Source organism: Pseudomonas sp. MT3, assembly GCF_054720805.1.
The window spans coordinates 61,209-77,167 of record NZ_JBTVPY010000024.1 but is presented as its reverse complement, the minus strand read 5'-3'; the positions used below and the strand labels follow the sequence as shown (position 1 = coordinate 77,167).

Sequence of the window (15,959 nt, the reverse complement as noted above, 5' to 3'; positions counted from 1 at the left end):
CACGTCGAGAGAGCTGAATACATGGCACATATCCTCATCGTCGAAGACGAAACCATCATCCGCTCCGCCCTGCGACGGTTGCTCGAGCGGAACCAATACCAGGTCAGCGAGGCTGGCTCGGTGCAGGAGGCCCAGGAGCGCTACAGCATCCCGTCGTTCGACATGATCGTCAGCGACCTGCGCCTGCCGGGCGCACCGGGTACCGAACTGATCAAGCTGGCCCAGGGCACCCCGGTGCTGATCATGACCAGCTACGCCAGCCTGCGCTCGGCGGTGGACTCGATGAAGATGGGCGCGGTGGACTACATCGCCAAGCCGTTCGACCACGACGAGATGCTCCAGGCCGTGGCGCGCATCCTCAAGGATCGCCAGGAAGCCCGGAACGCCCCGACCGAAGCCCGTGGTAACGCCAAGGCGGCGGAACGTAGCAGCGTGGGTAACACCGCTCCGGCGGACGGCGAGATCGGCATCATCGGCTCCTGCCCCCCCATGCAGGAGCTGTACACCAAGATCCGCAAGGTTGCGCCGACCGACTCCAATGTACTGATCCAGGGCGAGTCCGGTACCGGCAAGGAACTGGTGGCCCGCGCGCTGCACAACCTGTCCAAGCGCACCAAGGCGCCGCTGATCTCGGTGAACTGCGCGGCGATCCCGGAAACCCTGATCGAATCCGAACTGTTCGGCCACGAGAAAGGCGCGTTCACCGGCGCCAGCGCGGGCCGCGCGGGCCTGGTGGAAGCCGCCGACGGCGGCACCCTGTTCCTCGACGAGATCGGCGAACTGCCGCTCGAAGCCCAGGCGCGCCTGCTGCGCGTACTGCAGGAAGGCGAGATCCGCCGGGTCGGCTCGGTACAGTCGCAGAAAGTGGACGTACGCCTGATCGCGGCGACCCACCGCGACCTGAAGATGCTGGCCAAGACCGGCCAGTTCCGCGAAGACCTCTACTACCGCCTGCACGTCATCTCGCTGAAACTGCCGCCCCTGCGCGAGCGCGGCCCCGACGTGATGGAGATCGCGCGCGCCTTCCTGACGCGGCAGTGCTCGCAGATGGGGCGCCCGGCGCTGAGCTTCTCCCACGAGGCCGAACAGGCCATCCGTCACTATCCGTGGCCGGGTAACGTGCGCGAACTGGAGAACGCCATCGAGCGCGCGGTGATCCTCAGCGAAGGGCTGGAGATTCCCGCCGACCTGCTGGGCATCGACATCGAGCTGGATGATCTGGAAGACGACTTCATGGACGAGGCCGAACCTCGTCCGAGCAACGGCAACACCAGCAATCACGAGCCTACCGAGGATCTGTCGCTGGAGGACTACTTCCAGCACTTCGTCCTCGAACACCAGGACCACATGACCGAAACCGAACTGGCCCGCAAGCTGGGCATCAGCCGTAAATGTCTGTGGGAGCGCCGTCAGCGCCTGGGCATCCCGCGCCGCAAATCCGGTGCTTCGGCTGACTCGTAGGACGCCCCACACTGTTACCGGAGACATGCTCCGTAACAAAAGCCGGGTTCATCGGTAACGGGAACCCGGCTTTTTTATGCCTGTCACCCAAAGGCGAATCTACGCAAGCCATTGAAAAATAAGGATTTGCAAAAGTTGGCACGGCATCTGCTTTGTTATTGGCACAACAACAATAACAAGCACGACAACTCAAAATAAGAACAAGACGAAACGACTCCAGCACAACAAAAACAAAATCGCGGAGGCGCAGCTAACTGATTCTTTTGGAGAAGAGTAGCCGTCGGGAGCAGTCCCGCAACCAGTCAGAGAAGAATAAAACTGCTTGAAGGCAGCACGAGGACTGGTTGGATCGCAAGATCATCGCTTACTCAGCGACCAAAGCAATCCGTTTGCTATTGAACACCTTCCAAGTGTGGAAGGTTCCCCGAAGCAGGTAGCTTCGAGGGTCGGGTCTACAAACAAAAACAACAAGCCCGGTAATCATAATAAAAACAAAGCACGCACCTATTTGGGGGGGAGCCTCGGCTCCCCCAGTAGCTTTCGCTACACCCTCTCCCCTTCTCCCCGCAAGTCCTTTTTCCTACTTTCCTTCATCATCCCACCCCACGATGCTAGAATCGCCGCGGCGCAGACGGCATTCGATTTGCTGCCATTTGTTTCAAGGCAGCGGCAGACACCCGCTATCCTCCAGGAAACGCCGAAATCAAGCGGCTTGCCGAGACCTGCGTATGCCATCCATACACCCATTCCCGATAGTGCACACATGCTGAAAAAGCTGATCCAGTCCATCCGATCCCCACTGCGCCGTCCGCGCGCTGTCCGCACTACTCCGGAAGTCGTTGGCAATCATCAGCACTCGCTGCGGCGGGAACAGTTCAGCAGGAACGCGGTGAACGTCGTGGAGCGCCTGACCAAGGCCGGCTACCAGGCGTACATCGTCGGTGGCGGCGTACGTGATCCGCTGCTGGGTATTACCCCCAAGGACTTCGACGTGGCCACCAGCGCCACCCCCGAGCAGGTTCGCGCCGAGTTCCGCAACGCGCGGGTGATCGGCCGTCGCTTCAAGCTGGTCCATGTCCACTTCGGCCGCGAGATCATCGAAGTCGCCACCTTCCGCGCCAACCATCCGCAGACCGACGACGACACCGACAGCGCCCATGCCTCTCGCAACGAGGCCGGCCGCATCCTGCGCGACAACGTCTATGGCACGCTGGAAGACGACGCGCAGCGCCGCGACTTCACCATCAACGCCCTGTATTTCGATGTCACCGGCGAGCGCATCCTCGACTACGCCCACGGCGTGCATGACATCCGCAACCGCCTGGTGCGCCTGATCGGCGACCCTGAGCAGCGCTACCTCGAAGACCCGGTGCGCATGCTGCGCGCCGTACGCTTCGCCGCCAAGCTGGGCTTCGAGATCGAGAAACACAGCGCCGCGCCGATCCGCCGCCTGGCGCACCTGCTCAACGAAATCCCCTCGGCGCGCCTGTTCGACGAAGTGCTCAAGCTGCTACTGAGCGGCAAGGCCGAGCGCACCTTCGAGCTGCTCAACGAATACGACCTGTTCGCGCCGTTGTTCCCGGCCAGCGCCAAGGCGCTGAAAGAGAATCCCGAATACGCCGGCAAGCTGATGCGCCAGGCACTGGCCAACACCGACGAGCGCATTCGCCAGGGCAAGCCGGTCACTCCGGCCTTCCTGTTCGCCGCGCTGCTCTGGCCCGCCCTGCCCGCGCGCGTACTGAAACTGCAGGAGCGCGGCGTGCCGCCGATCCCGGCAATGCAGGACGCCGCCCACGAACTGATCATCGAACAGTGCAAGCGCACCGCGGTGCCCAAGCGCTTCACCATCCCGATCCGCGAGATCTGGGACATGCAGGAACGCCTGCCGCGCCGCCAGGGCAAGAAGGCCGACCTGCTGCTGGAAAACCCGCGCTTCCGTGCCGGCTACGACTTCCTCCTGCTGCGCGAAAGCGCCGGCGAGGAAACCGGTGGCCTGGGCGATTGGTGGACCGACTACCAGGAAGCCAGCGATGGCGAACGCCGCGGCATGATCCGCAACCTCTCCAGCCAGGAAGAAAGCAGCGGTGGCGTACCGCGCAAACGCCGTCGTGGCGGTGCCAACCGTCGCCGGCGCGGTCCGCGTAACAGTGGCGAAGGCACCGGTAACGAATGAGCGAACGCGTCTACATCGGGCTCGGCAGCAACCTCGCCGAGCCGCGCCAGCAACTGGAAGCCGCACTGAAGGCACTGTCGCAGATTCCCGCCACCAAGGTGGCGGTGGTCTCCCCGCTCTACGTCAGCGACCCGCTGGGCCCGCCGGACCAGCCGCGCTACGTCAACGCCGTGGCTGCACTGGATACCGACCTGGAACCGCTCGCCCTGCTGGACGCCCTGCAGACCATCGAGCTGGAACAAGGCCGCGTACGCAAGGACGAACGCTGGGGACCGCGCACACTGGACCTCGACATCCTGCTGTTCGGCGAGCGCCTGATCGACGAACCGCGCCTGCGCGTGCCGCACTACCACATGCACGCCCGCGCCTTCGTGCTCTATCCGCTGGCCGATCTCGCCCCGCAACTGCAACTGCCCAACGGCCAGATGCTGGCGGATCTGTTGGCCGCCTGTCCGTTCTCCGGCCTCGAGCGACTGCCCTGAAACATCCCGCGCCCCAGGCGTGTGGGGCGCGCTGGCAGTAACGCCGTAACAGTCCGGTAACACCTGCAATTGACTTCGGTCCGCCCCATCTGGACTATAGGTGCCCGTTTGCCCCTGCCCGGCGCAGAACTGAGGACACTTTCATGCCTGATGTCACCCTGACCACCCTGCAAGGTCTCAAGCAAAGCGGCGAAAAGATCGCGATGCTGACCGCCTACGATGCCATGTTCGCGCACGTTGCCAGCCAGGCCGGCGCCGAAGTGCTGCTGATCGGTGACTCCCTGGGCATGGTGCTGCAAGGACACGACAGCACGCTCCCGGTCACCATCCAGGACATGGCCTACCACACCGCCGCCGTGAAGCGCGGCAACAAGGGTGCGCTGATCCTCACCGACCTGCCGTTCGAATCGGGTACGTCCCTGGACCGCCTGCTGCGCGACTCGGTAACAGTCATGCAGGCCGGCGCCCAAATGGTCAAGCTGGAAGGTGGCGCCTGGCTCGCCGAGCCGATCGTGCGCCTGGCTCAGCTCGGCATTCCGGTGTGCGCCCACCTCGGTCTGACCCCGCAGTCGGTCAACCTGTTCGGCGGCTTCAAGGTGCAGGGTCGCCAGGAAAGCCAGGCCCGCCAGCTGCGCGCCGACGCCATCGCCCTGGAGCAGGCCGGTGCCGCCATGCTGCTGCTGGAATGCGTCCCCTCGGCCCTGGCCCAGGAGATCAGCGAAGCGGTGAAGATCCCGGTAATCGGCATTGGCGCCGGTGCCGGCACCGATGGCCAGGTTCTGGTGATGCACGACATGCTCGGGCTGTCGCTGACCGGTCGTTCGCCGAAGTTCGTGAAGAACTTCATGGAAGGCCAGCCGGATATCGCCTCGGCCATGACCGCTTTCGTCAAGGCCGTGAAAGATGGCTCCTTCCCCGGCCCGGAACACGGATTCTCTTCATGAACACGGTAAAAACAGTCCGCGAGCTGCGCGCCGCGGTGGCCCGCGCGCGCGCTGAGGGCAAACGCATCGCACTGGTCCCGACGATGGGCAACCTGCACTCCGGCCACGCAGCCCTGGTGACCAAGGCCGGCCAGCGCGCCGACTTCGTGGTTGCCAGCATCTTCGTCAATCCGCTGCAGTTCGGCCCTACCGAGGACCTGGACAAATACCCGCGCACCCTCGCCGCGGACCAGGGCAAGCTGCTGGAGGCCGGCTGCCACCTGCTGTTCGCACCGACCGTCGAGGAGATGTACCCCGACGGCATGGAAGGCCAGACCCGCCTGAACGTCAGCGGCGTTTCGGAAGGCCTGTGTGGCGGCAGCCGTCCCGGGCACTTCGATGGCGTCGCCACGGTGGTGTGCAAGCTGTTCAACATGGTCCAGCCGGACATGGCCCTGTTCGGCGAGAAGGACTTCCAGCAACTGGCGGTGATCCGCAAGCTGGTGCGCGACCTGAACCTGCCGATCCAGGTCTTTGGCGAGCCCACCGTGCGCGCCGACGACGGTCTGGCGCTGTCCTCGCGCAACGGCTACCTGAACGACGAGCAGCGCGCCAGCGCGCCGGTGCTCTACCGCACCCTGAAGCAGCTTGCCGAACAGGTTCGCGGCGGTGCGCGTGATTATGCGGCGCTGCTCGCCGATGGGCGCCAGCAGATCGAGCAGGCCGGCCTGCGCATCGATTACCTGGAAATCCGCGAATCCGCCGGGCTGCGTCCCGCCGCGGCGGAGGACAACCAGTTGGTGATCCTGGTGGCGGCATTCCTGGGCAGCACCCGCCTGATCGACAACCTCGCCTTCCAGATCGACTAACCCCCGCACGACTGCCGATATCCACCTCAAGGCCGCGCCAGCCGCGACCTTGAGCGGTTTTCGGTGCTCGGGCATACTCGCACCGCACTCCCTCCCCAGACCAGAAAAAGAGGAGCCACGCCCATGCAGAGCATCATGCTCAAAGCCAAACTGCACCGCGCCGAAGTCACCCACGCCGTGCTCGACTATGAAGGCTCCTGCGCCATCGATGGCGAATGGCTCGATCTCGCTGGCATCCGCGAGTACGAACAGATCCAGATCTACAACGTCGATAACGGCGAGCGCTTCACCACCTACGCCATCCGTGGCGAGGAAGGCTCGCGGATGATTTCCGTCAACGGCGCCGCTGCCCACAAGGCCAAGGTGGGTGACCGGGTCATCATCTGCGCGTACGCTCAGTTCAGCGATGCCGAGCTGGAAGGATTCAAGCCGCGCATGCTGTACATGGCGCCCGGCAATCAGCTCAGCCACACCAGCAACGCCATTCCGGTTCAGCTCGCCTGAGCCCACGAGAAAGCCCGGAACCACCGGGCTTTCCGTTGTTCAAAAAATGCACGCCACACCCGAAGGTACGTCATGGAACACCACCTCACCCCGCTGGATGCCACGCAACTGAAGAGCTGGCAGGCTCTGGCCGCCCACCGCCAGGAGTTGCAGAGCTTCTCGATGCGCGAGGCGTTCGCCCAGGATCCGGAGCGCTTCAAGCGTTTCTCCCTCAGCGCCTGTGGCCTGTTCCTGGACTTCTCGAAGAACCTGATCCGCCAGGACACCCTTGACCTGCTGGTGAAGCTCGCGGAAGAGGCCAAGCTGGGCGAAGCCATCCAGTCGATGTTCCGTGGCGACGTGATCAATGCCTCCGAGCGCCGACCGGTGCTGCACACCGCACTGCGCCGCCCCATCGGCGACAAGGTGCTGGTGGACGGCAAGGACGTGATGCCGGAAGTGCACCGCGTGCTGCACCAGATGACCGAGCTGGTCGCCGCCGTGCACAACGGCCTGTGGCGCGGTTACACCGAGAAACCGATCACCGACGTGGTGAACATCGGCATCGGTGGCTCTTTCCTCGGCCCGCAACTGGTCTCCGAGGCCCTGCTGCCCTTCGCCCAGAAAGGCGTGCGTTGCCACTACCTGGCGAACATCGACGGCAGCGAGTTCCGTGAGCTGACCGCAAAGCTCAACGCCGAGACCACGCTGTTCATCGTCTCCTCGAAGTCCTTCGGCACCCTGGAAACCCTGAAGAACGCCCAGGCCGCCCGCGCCTGGTACCTGGCCCAGGGCGGCAGCGAGGCGGAGCTGTACCGCCACTTCATCGCCGTTTCCAGCAACAAGGAAGCGGCATCGGCCTTCGGCATCCGTCCGGAAAACGTCTTCCCCATGTGGGACTGGGTCGGCGGCCGCTACTCGCTGTGGTCGGCCATCGGCCTGCCGATCGCCATGTCGGTGGGCATCAACAACTTCAAGGAACTGCTGTCCGGCGCCTACAGCATGGACCAGCACTTCCTGACCTCGCCGTTCGAGAAGAACATCCCGGTGCTGCTGGGCCTGCTCGGCGTCTGGTACGGCGACTTCTGGGGCGCGCGCAGCCACGCGATCCTGCCGTACGACTACTACCTGCGGAACATCACCGACCACCTGCAGCAGCTGGACATGGAGTCCAACGGCAAGAGCGTGCGCCAGGACGGTACCTCGGTTTCCGCCGGCACCGGTCCGGTGATCTGGGGCGGCGTGGGCTGCAACGGCCAGCATGCGTACCACCAGTTGCTGCACCAGGGCACCCACCTGATCCCGGCCGATTTCATCGTTCCGGTATCCAGCTACAACCCGGTGGCCGACCACCATCAGTGGCTGTACGCCAACTGCCTGTCGCAGAGCCAGGCGCTGATGGTCGGCAAGAGCCGCGCCGAGGCCGAGGCCGAGCTGCGCGCCAAGGGCGTCGATGAGGTCGAAGTGCAGCGCCTGGCGCCGCACAAGGTGATTCCGGGCAACCGCCCGAGCAACACCCTGGTCATGGAACGCATCAGCGCCCGTCGCCTGGGCGCGCTGATCGCCATGTACGAGCACAAGGTCTACGTGCAGAGCATCCTCTGGGGCATCAACGCCTTCGACCAGTGGGGTGTGGAGCTTGGCAAGGACCTGGGCAAGGCGGTGTATGGCCGCCTGGTGGGCAGCGAGGAAAGCTGCGCAGAAGATGCCTCCACCCAGGGCCTGATCGACTTCTTCCGCGGCCGTCACCGCGGTTGATTCCCCGTACGAACGGCCGCGCATTGAGCGCGACCGTTCGTCGGTAGCGGCGCAAAGCTGCGCCGGTGCCCCTCTCCCTCCGGGTTCTCTCGCACGCGCGCCAGCCCTGTCGAACCCTCTGATCCCCCCGAGCCCGCCCACACCGCAAACGACCGGTACCTGAAACGCTCTCCGCACGCGCCTCTCGCTGGCCTGTCGAAGTAGCGTCCGGCTGAACGAACCACGCTGGCGCAGCGTCAAATCCACATGGCCAACCCTTGAACCCGCCTGGGCTTGGATGCACCCTTGTGGGCATCTCGGCTCACAACAACAAGGATTCGACATGTACGAGATCAGCCTTCATCCCGTCCCGGAGGCCGTACGCCAGCGTGCCTACCTCGACAACGACGCCTACCAGCGCCTGTACCGGCAATCGGTGGACCACCCGGACGCCTTCTGGGGCGAACAGGCCAAGGCCTTCCTCGACTGGTTCAAGCCCTGGACCTCGGTCCACCACGGCGACCTGGCCCACGGCCAGGCCAGCTGGTTCAAGGGTGGCCAGCTCAACGTCACCTACAACTGCATCGACCGCCATCTGGAAACCCGTGGCGAACAGGTAGCGATCATCTGGGAAGGTGACAACCCGGCCGAATCCGCGCAGATCACCTACCGCAAGCTGCACAGCCATGTCTGCCGCCTCGCCAACGTGCTCAAGAGCCGTGGCGTGGGGAAAGGCGACCGGGTGTGCATCTACATGCCGATGATCCCCGAGGCCGCCTACGCGATGCTGGCCTGCGCGCGGATCGGCGCGATTCATTCGGTGGTGTTCGGCGGCTTCTCCCCCGATGCCCTGCGCGACCGCATCCTCGACGCCGACTGCCGCGTCGTGATCACCGCCGACGAAGGCGTGCGTGGCGGCAAGTACATCCCGCTCAAGCAGAACGTGGAAAAGGCCCTGAAGGACTGCCCGAACGTCTCCAGCGTGGTGGTGGTCGAGCGCACCCAGGGCGAGATTCCCTGGGTCGAGGGCCGCGACATCTGGTACCACGAGGCCCTGCGCGATGCCAGCGAGGACTGCGCGCCGGAACCGATGGATGCGGAGGATCCGCTGTTCATCCTCTACACCTCCGGCTCCACTGGCAAACCCAAGGGCGTGCTGCACACCACCGGCGGCTACCTGCTGGGCGCGGCGATGACCCACAAGTACGTGTTCGACTACCACGACGGCGACATCTACTGGTGCACCGCGGACGTCGGCTGGGTCACCGGCCACAGCTACATCGTCTATGGCCCGCTGGCCAACGGCGCCACCACCCTGATGTTCGAGGGCGTGCCGAACTACCCGGACGCCTCGCGCTTCTGGCAGGTGATCGACAAGCACCAGGTGAACATCTTCTACACCGCCCCCACCGCCATCCGCGCCCTGATGCGCGAAGGCGAGGATCCGGTCAGCAAGACCTCGCGCAGCAGCCTGCGCCTGCTCGGTTCGGTCGGCGAGCCGATCAACCCGGAAGCCTGGGAGTGGTACTACCACGTGGTCGGCGAAACGCGCTGCCCCATCGTCGACACCTGGTGGCAGACCGAGACCGGCTGCATCCTAATCACCCCGCTGCCCGGCGCCACCGCCCTCAAGCCCGGCTCGGCGACCCGCCCGTTCTTCGGCGTGCAGCCGGTGCTGCTCGATGAGCAGGGCAAGCAAATCGACGGCCCCGGCTCCGGCGTGCTTGCCATCAAGGCCAGTTGGCCGAGCCAGATCCGCAGCGTCTATGGCGACCACCAGCGGATGATCGACACCTACTTCAAGCCCTACCCCGGCTACTATTTCACCGGCGACGGCGCGCGCCGCGACGAGGACGGCTACTACTGGATCACCGGCCGCGTGGACGACGTGATCAACGTCTCCGGCCACCGTATCGGCACCGCCGAAGTGGAAAGCGCACTGGTGCTGCACGATTCGGTGGCGGAGGCCGCGGTAGTCGGCTATCCGCATGACCTCAAGGGCCAGGGCATCTACGCCTTCGTCACATTGATGAATGGCGTCCAGCCCGGCGACGCGCTCAAGCAGGACCTGCTGGCACTGGTGAGCAAGGAGATCGGCAGTTTCGCCAAACCGGAAATGCTGCAATGGGCGCCGGGCCTACCGAAGACCCGCTCGGGCAAGATCATGCGGCGCATCCTGCGCAAGATCGCCTGCAACGAGCTGGAGAACCTCGGCGACACCTCCACGCTGGCCGACCCCAGTGTGGTGCAAGGGCTCATCGACAATCGCCTGAACCGTTGATCGCGCTTCAGGCCACGGGCGCAAAGATGCTAGGTTTACCCCACAGACCTGCCGTCCTTGCCCCGAGGCCTGTTCGCCGCAATGGAAACCGTTCGCCGTCATATCGAAAGCCAGGTGCTCAGCCTGACCGGCCTCGCCCTGGGCGGGGTCGACTTCGAGTCGCCCAAGGGTGATCCGGGCCTGTTCGGCCCGGACTCGACCTGCTGGAAAGTCCACGGCGACTTCAGTTCGATGCTGATCGGCGGCATCACCGCCCTGCTCCTGCAGATGCTCCACCCGGCAGCGCTCGGTGGCGTCTGGGACCACTCCAACTTCCGTGCCGACATGCTCGGCCGCCTGCGCCGCACCGGACAGTTCATCTCCGCCACCACCTATGGCTCACGGGTGGATGCAGACAAGCTCATCGAGCGCGTGCGGCGTATCCACGCCAACGTCCACGGCATCCTGCCCGACGGCACCCGTTATTCGGCCAACGACCCGGACCTGCTCACCTGGGTCCATGTCGCGGAGGTCAGCAGCTTCCTCGCCTCCCACCTGCGCTACCTGAATCCAGATCTGTCCGCAGCGGAGCAGGACCGCTACTACGACGAAATCGCGCTGGTGGCCGAGCGCCTGGGTGCACGCAACGTCCCCCGCTCGCGCCAGCAGGTGGCCGACTATCTGCAGAGTGTCCGTCCACAGCTGCGCTACGATGAACGTACCCGGGAAGTCGTGCGGGTCCTGTTCAGCGCTCCCGCCCCCAGTTTCCTGGCCAAACCTTTCGGCGCCCTGATGATGCGCGCGGGCATCGACCTGTTGCCGGAATGGGCTGCCGACCAGCTAGGTTTGGGCCTGGGCAGCCTGCAGCGCCAACTGATCCGCTCCAGTGTGAAACGCAGTGTGCCGCTGCTGCGCTGGGCCGTGCGCAACGGCTCGCTGCACCGGGCCCGCCGGCGCATGGGACTGCCTCCGCTACGCTGAAGTCCGCCTACTCAAGGCAGAGTTCCCCCGGTGCGGCAAGTCTCTGCTCCCGCGCCCCACGTCAAGAAATCGATAGTTGAATCCGAGCAAGATTCTCGTAGCGGTTCTAGGATTTTTCCGTATGCCCCTGAACATCTAGGCTATTTTCAAGCTCAATTCGCTGAAATGACCACACTCAGGGAGTGACCTATGAAGAAGCGTGTCGTGCTGATCGAAGATCACCCAGCGATGCGTTTGGCGATCCGCTCACTGCTGGGGCAGGACTCGCAGTTCGAAGTCGTTCGTGAGGCCGCCGACGGTCATGGCGGCCTCGATGCAGTACGCAAGGAACACCCGGACCTGGTGATCCTGGACCTCAACCTGCCAGGCATGGACGGCCTGGACCTGCTGGCTCGTATCCATATCTTCGATGAGAAGATCCGTCTTCTGGTGCTCAGTTCCCAGGATGAGCGGCTGTATTCGAGCAAGGTGGAAGCCGCCGGGGCACACGGCTTCGTCAGCAAGAACAACGACACCAGCGCCATCCTCAACGCGGCACGCATGCTGGTGTCCGGGTACCGCTGCTTCCCGGAGAAATCGCTCAACATCTCCAGCCATACCGACCCTGTCGCCAGCCTCACGCCGCGTGAGCTGGTCGTGTTGCGCAGCCTGGTGCGCGGCATGAGCAACAAGGAGATCGCCGAGGAGCTGTTCCTCAGCCAGAAGACCGTCAGCACCTACAAGGCTCGCATCCTGGAAAAGCTCAACCTGGAAAGCGTCGTGGACCTGGTCGAGTTCTCCCGCACCCATCGACTCAATGACTGATTCACGCGAGAACAACGCCCGACAGGGCATTCGTGTGATCGCAAACGCTCAGCCGTGCCATACTCCAACGGCACGTCACGACGGAAAACGACACTCGCCATGCCCAAAGGACTGAAACGCGCAATCGGCGCGCTGTTGCTGCTGTTCCTCTTCTACTGCCTGCTGGGCTTCCTGATCCTTCCCGGGGTCGCCCTGCGCGTGGTCAACCAGCAGTTGGCCCTCTACGCGAACGTTCCGGCTCGCCTGGAGCGCATCGAGCTCAACCCGTTCAGCCTCGAGTTGACCCTGTGGGGACTGCACCTGGGCCAGGACGGCGAAGAACAGGTTCGCTTCCAGCGCCTGTACGCCAACCTCGAGATCGACAGCCTGTGGAAGCGTCATCTGCATCTCGCCAACGTCGAGCTGGATGCGCCGCACACCGAGTTGCTGTTCGCCGAGAACGGCACCTTGAACCTGACCCAGCTGTTCAAACTGCCGCCGAGCCAGCCTGCGCCGCCGCAGGAAGAGCCCAGCCAGCCCTTCCCGCTGCGGATCGACAACATCCGCCTGGCCGACGGCAGCCTGCACTTCCTGGACCGCCGGCCGAGCGAACCGGTGGAATTTCTGTTCGACCCGATGGGCTTCGAGCTGAACAACCTCAGTACGCTGCCTGAAGACGGCGCCAGGATGACGCTCGTCGCCACTGGCCCGAACGGTGGCAAGCTCGACTGGCAAGGCGACCTGAGCCTGGTGCCGCTGACCTCCAAGGGTAGCCTCTCGCTCCAGGGCGTCCCCCTCAAGGCGTGGTGGCCCTACGTGCGGGACAACGCACCGCTGAACCTGGAAAGCGGTACCCTCGGTGTGTCCTCCGACTACCACCTGGACCTCTCCCAGGGTACTCAACTGCTGCTCGACAAGGCTGCCGTGAACCTGCGCGAACTCAGCCTGAAGTCGCCAGACGGCAAGCCGCTGGCCAACCTGGCCAGCCTGGACGTCACCGATACCCAGCTGGACCTGGCCAAGCGCGAAGTCATGGTCGGCCAGATTCGCAGCCAGGGCCTGGAAGCCTGGGCGGCGCGGGAAAAGGACGGGCAACTGGACTGGCAGAAACTGTTCGCCAACTTCCGCCCCTACAAGCGCCCGCAGGAGCCTGCGCCCCAGGCCGAAACGCCGCCGGCCAGGAGCACCGGATCGTCCGCAAGCGAACCGGCGGTTACCGCCACCCCGGAGAAACCGCAAGAAAACACCGCCCAGGCGCCCGGACAGGCCTCCCCGGCGGCCACGCCAAACACCCCGGTTCCGACGGCTACCCCCGCCACGCCCACCGAGCCGGCTCCTGCCGGCGAACCGGAAAAAGCCTGGCACGTGGTCCTGCGCGATACCCAATTGCGCGGCTACAAGGCCCACCTGGCCGATCGCGCCCCGGCCAAACCGGTCGCGCTGGAAATCGGCCCGCTGGACCTGGACCTGCAGAACCTCGACAGCCAGCTCACCTCGCCCCTGCAGCTCAAGCTCAAGACCGGCCTCGGCCAACGCGGGCAGATAGAGGCCAGCGGCCAGGTCAACCTCAGCCCGGTCAATGCCAAGCTGAAAGTCGTCACCCGCGACATCGACCTGCGCGTCGCCCAGTCCTACATCGATCCGTTCATTCGCCTGGAACTGCGCAGCGGCTTCCTCGCCAGCGACCTGAACGTCGACCTGAAGAGTACCGAACCGCTGGCCTTCGGCATCGACGGCAGCGCCCAGGTCACCCAGTTGCACACCCTGGACACCCTCAAGGACCGCGACTTCGTCAAATGGACCAAGCTCACGCTGAACGGCCTGGCCTACCGCCACGGTGACAGCCTGGCAATCCAGAGTGTTTCGCTCGAAGAGCCCTACGCCCGCTTCATCATCAACGAAGACCGCACCACCAACGTCAGCGAGCTGATCATCCCGCAGCCCGCCTCGCCCTCGGCCGGCAAATCCAGCGGCGAAAGCGCGGGAGGCGGAAAACCGATGGGCATTCGCATCGGCGGCGTGAAAGTGAACAACGGCTCGGCCAATTTCGCCGACCTGACGCTGCGTCCGGACTTCGCCACCGCCATCCAGCAGTTGAGCGGGGAAATCGGCACCCTCGACAACCGCAAGCCGCAGCCGGCCACGGTGGACATCAAGGGCAAGGTCGACAAGTACGCGCCGGTCACCATCAAGGGCAGCCTGAATCCCTTCTCGCCGCTGGAAAAACTGGACATCGCCACCAGCTTCAAGCGCGTCGAGCTGACGACCCTGACACCCTACTCGGGCAAGTTCGCCGGCTACCGGATCCGCAAGGGCCGGCTGAACCTGGACCTGCACTACCAGATCACCCAGGGCAAACTCAAAGCCGAGAACAAGGTGCTGGTGGAGCACCTGCAACTGGGCGAGAAAGTCGACAGCCCCGACGCCGTGGACCTGCCGGTGAAGCTGGCGGTGGCCCTGCTCAAGGACGCCAACGGCAACATCGATATCCAGCTACCGGTGGAAGGCGACCTGAACAATCCGCAGTTCAGCGTCATGCCCATCGTCTGGCAGACCCTGCGCAACCTGGTGGTACGCGCGGTCCAGGCACCCTTCAAGTTCATCGCCGGCCTGGCTGGCGGCGAAGGCCCCGACCTGAGCAACGTGGTATTCCCCCCCGGCTCGAGCGAGCTGAACTCCACCGCACAGGCCAATCTGGACAAGCTGGCCGACGCGCTCAAGCAGCGCCCGGCGTTGAAGCTGGAGGTCGAAGGCGTCAGCGCGGCCAGCAGCGACGGTCCGCTGCTGGCCAAGAAGCGTCTGCAGGAGGAGTTCCGCAAGAACTACTACAGCATGCTGCAACGCCGGGGCGACAAGGTCCCCAGCGACGCCAGCAAGCTGGAAGTACCTGAAGACCTGCAGCCGGCCTTGCTGGAAGGGATCTACCGCACCCGCCTGAAGAAGCAGCCGCCGGACGAGTGGAAAGAGCTGGGCAAGGACGAACGCACCGCAAAACTGGAACAGGCGGTACTGGCCTCCTGGAGCGACAGCCAACTGCTGCTGCGCAAGCTCGGCCAGGAGCGCGCCACGCAGATCAAGGATTATCTGGTGTCCAAGGGCGGCCTCAGCGACGACCGCGTCTATCTGATCGACGTCAGCCTCGGCGAGGCGGAGAATGGTGGCAACGTGGCCACCCAGCTCCACCTGGACAGTGAATGAGAAGTTGCACCATGAAAGCCCTCGTCGCCTGTACGCTGCTGCTCTGCGCGGTCACCGCGCAGGCCGAGAGCATGCGTTGCGGCAGCGCGCTGATCAACGTGGGCGACCGTGCCTGGGAAGTCGAACAGAAGTGCGGCACGCCCGATCACCGCGATGAGGTCGGCTATACCCTGACCGGTTACGATCACCGCGAGTACCGTGTGGAAGAATGGGTCTATGGCCCGCGCAACGGCACGAGCTACATCCTCACCTTCGAAGCCAACCGGCTCAAGAGCATCGAGTTCAAGCGCAATTGATCCTACGCCATAGCCTACGCCCGGCGCTGCTGGCACTTCTGCTGCTCACCGGGCAGTCCGAAGCCGCCAGCCTGCGCTGCAACAGCAAGCTGATCAGCACCGGCGACCTCACCAGCGAAGTGCTCGACCGCTGCGGCGAGCCCGCCGACCGCTCGTTCCTCGGTTACAAGGAAGTCGTCGGCGACTGGGGGCAGCGCAACGAAGTTGCGGTGGAAGAATGGATCTACGGTCCCTGGAACGGCATGCTGTATTTCGTGCGTTTCGAAGGCAACCGCCTGACCACCATCCAGAGCAAGCGCGGCAACTGACACCC

At 64.5% G+C, this 15,959-nt stretch carries 13 protein-coding genes; all 13 read left to right on the top strand.

Annotation, left to right across the window (positions count from 1 at the left end; translation table 11 throughout):
* Positions 1–21 precede the first annotated feature (21 nt).
* The 13 genes from ACYCAX_RS21705 (at position 22) to ACYCAX_RS21645 (ending at position 15,954) form a co-directional block, all read left to right on the top strand.
* Positions 22–1,461 carry a sigma-54-dependent transcriptional regulator gene (locus ACYCAX_RS21705; protein ID WP_015478909.1) on the top strand — a complete coding sequence of 480 codons (1,440 nt, stop codon included), beginning with the start codon at positions 22–24 and terminating at the stop codon, positions 1,459–1,461.
* Positions 1,462–2,224: 763 nt separating this feature from the next.
* The gene (locus tag ACYCAX_RS21700; protein ID WP_015478910.1) at positions 2,225–3,634 is read left to right on the top strand and encodes a polynucleotide adenylyltransferase PcnB; all 1,410 of its coding nucleotides are present in this window, start codon (positions 2,225–2,227) and stop codon (positions 3,632–3,634) included.
* A complete protein-coding gene (gene folK, locus ACYCAX_RS21695) occupies positions 3,631–4,116 on the top strand; it encodes a 2-amino-4-hydroxy-6-hydroxymethyldihydropteridine diphosphokinase (protein WP_015478911.1) in 486 nt (161 codons plus the stop codon). Before ACYCAX_RS21700 ends, folK begins: the two co-directional genes overlap by 4 nt.
* A 143-nt stretch (positions 4,117–4,259) precedes the next feature.
* On the top strand, positions 4,260–5,060 hold the full coding sequence (gene panB / locus ACYCAX_RS21690; protein WP_015478912.1) for a 3-methyl-2-oxobutanoate hydroxymethyltransferase: 801 nt from the start codon (positions 4,260–4,262) through the stop codon (positions 5,058–5,060).
* Positions 5,057–5,908 carry a pantoate--beta-alanine ligase gene (gene panC / locus ACYCAX_RS21685; RefSeq protein WP_460248799.1) on the top strand — a complete coding sequence of 284 codons (852 nt, stop codon included), beginning with the start codon at positions 5,057–5,059 and terminating at the stop codon, positions 5,906–5,908. The genes panB and panC overlap by 4 nt, the downstream gene beginning before the upstream one ends.
* A 123-nt stretch (positions 5,909–6,031) precedes the next feature.
* The gene (gene panD / locus ACYCAX_RS21680) at positions 6,032–6,412 is read left to right on the top strand and encodes an aspartate 1-decarboxylase (RefSeq protein WP_294980522.1); all 381 of its coding nucleotides are present in this window, start codon (positions 6,032–6,034) and stop codon (positions 6,410–6,412) included.
* Between the two features lie 72 nt (positions 6,413–6,484).
* Positions 6,485–8,149 carry a glucose-6-phosphate isomerase gene (gene pgi, locus ACYCAX_RS21675; protein WP_460248798.1) on the top strand — a complete coding sequence of 555 codons (1,665 nt, stop codon included), beginning with the start codon at positions 6,485–6,487 and terminating at the stop codon, positions 8,147–8,149.
* 322 nt (positions 8,150–8,471) lie between these two features.
* Positions 8,472–10,409, top strand: coding sequence for an acetate--CoA ligase (gene acs, locus ACYCAX_RS21670; RefSeq protein WP_460248797.1), 1,938 nt, complete (start codon positions 8,472–8,474; stop codon positions 10,407–10,409).
* A gap of 81 nt (positions 10,410–10,490) precedes the next feature.
* The gene (locus tag ACYCAX_RS21665) at positions 10,491–11,369 is read left to right on the top strand and encodes an oxygenase MpaB family protein (RefSeq protein WP_460248796.1); all 879 of its coding nucleotides are present in this window, start codon (positions 10,491–10,493) and stop codon (positions 11,367–11,369) included.
* Between the two features lie 189 nt (positions 11,370–11,558).
* Positions 11,559–12,173, top strand: coding sequence for a response regulator transcription factor (locus tag ACYCAX_RS21660; protein WP_294980375.1), 615 nt, complete (start codon positions 11,559–11,561; stop codon positions 12,171–12,173).
* Between the two features lie 99 nt (positions 12,174–12,272).
* Positions 12,273–15,350: a DUF748 domain-containing protein gene (locus ACYCAX_RS21655; RefSeq protein WP_460248795.1), complete on the top strand. Its 3,078-nt coding sequence runs from the start codon at positions 12,273–12,275 to the stop codon at positions 15,348–15,350.
* An 11-nt stretch (positions 15,351–15,361) separates the two neighbouring features.
* Positions 15,362–15,646: a DUF2845 domain-containing protein gene (locus ACYCAX_RS21650; protein WP_460248794.1), complete on the top strand. Its 285-nt coding sequence runs from the start codon at positions 15,362–15,364 to the stop codon at positions 15,644–15,646.
* On the top strand, positions 15,643–15,954 hold the full coding sequence (locus ACYCAX_RS21645; RefSeq protein WP_460248793.1) for a DUF2845 domain-containing protein: 312 nt from the start codon (positions 15,643–15,645) through the stop codon (positions 15,952–15,954). The genes ACYCAX_RS21650 and ACYCAX_RS21645 overlap by 4 nt, the downstream gene beginning before the upstream one ends.
* Positions 15,955–15,959 lie beyond the last annotated feature (5 nt).

Excerpts from the sequence above, each read along its gene's own strand:
- ACYCAX_RS21705 (WP_015478909.1), top strand. The coding sequence starts at position 22 with ATGGCACATATCCTCATCGTCGAAGACGAAACCATCATCCGCTCCGCC.
- ACYCAX_RS21700 (WP_015478910.1), top strand. The coding sequence starts at position 2,225 with ATGCTGAAAAAGCTGATCCAGTCCATCCGATCCCCACTGCGCCGTCCG.
- folK (WP_015478911.1), top strand. The coding sequence starts at position 3,631 with ATGAGCGAACGCGTCTACATCGGGCTCGGCAGCAACCTCGCCGAGCCG.
- panB (WP_015478912.1), top strand. The coding sequence starts at position 4,260 with ATGCCTGATGTCACCCTGACCACCCTGCAAGGTCTCAAGCAAAGCGGC.
- panC (WP_460248799.1), top strand. The coding sequence starts at position 5,057 with ATGAACACGGTAAAAACAGTCCGCGAGCTGCGCGCCGCGGTGGCCCGC.
- panD (WP_294980522.1), top strand. The coding sequence starts at position 6,032 with ATGCAGAGCATCATGCTCAAAGCCAAACTGCACCGCGCCGAAGTCACC.
- pgi (WP_460248798.1), top strand. The coding sequence starts at position 6,485 with ATGGAACACCACCTCACCCCGCTGGATGCCACGCAACTGAAGAGCTGG.
- acs (WP_460248797.1), top strand. The coding sequence starts at position 8,472 with ATGTACGAGATCAGCCTTCATCCCGTCCCGGAGGCCGTACGCCAGCGT.
- ACYCAX_RS21665 (WP_460248796.1), top strand. The coding sequence starts at position 10,491 with ATGGAAACCGTTCGCCGTCATATCGAAAGCCAGGTGCTCAGCCTGACC.
- ACYCAX_RS21660 (WP_294980375.1), top strand. The coding sequence starts at position 11,559 with ATGAAGAAGCGTGTCGTGCTGATCGAAGATCACCCAGCGATGCGTTTG.
- ACYCAX_RS21655 (WP_460248795.1), top strand. The coding sequence starts at position 12,273 with ATGCCCAAAGGACTGAAACGCGCAATCGGCGCGCTGTTGCTGCTGTTC.
- ACYCAX_RS21650 (WP_460248794.1), top strand. The coding sequence starts at position 15,362 with ATGAAAGCCCTCGTCGCCTGTACGCTGCTGCTCTGCGCGGTCACCGCG.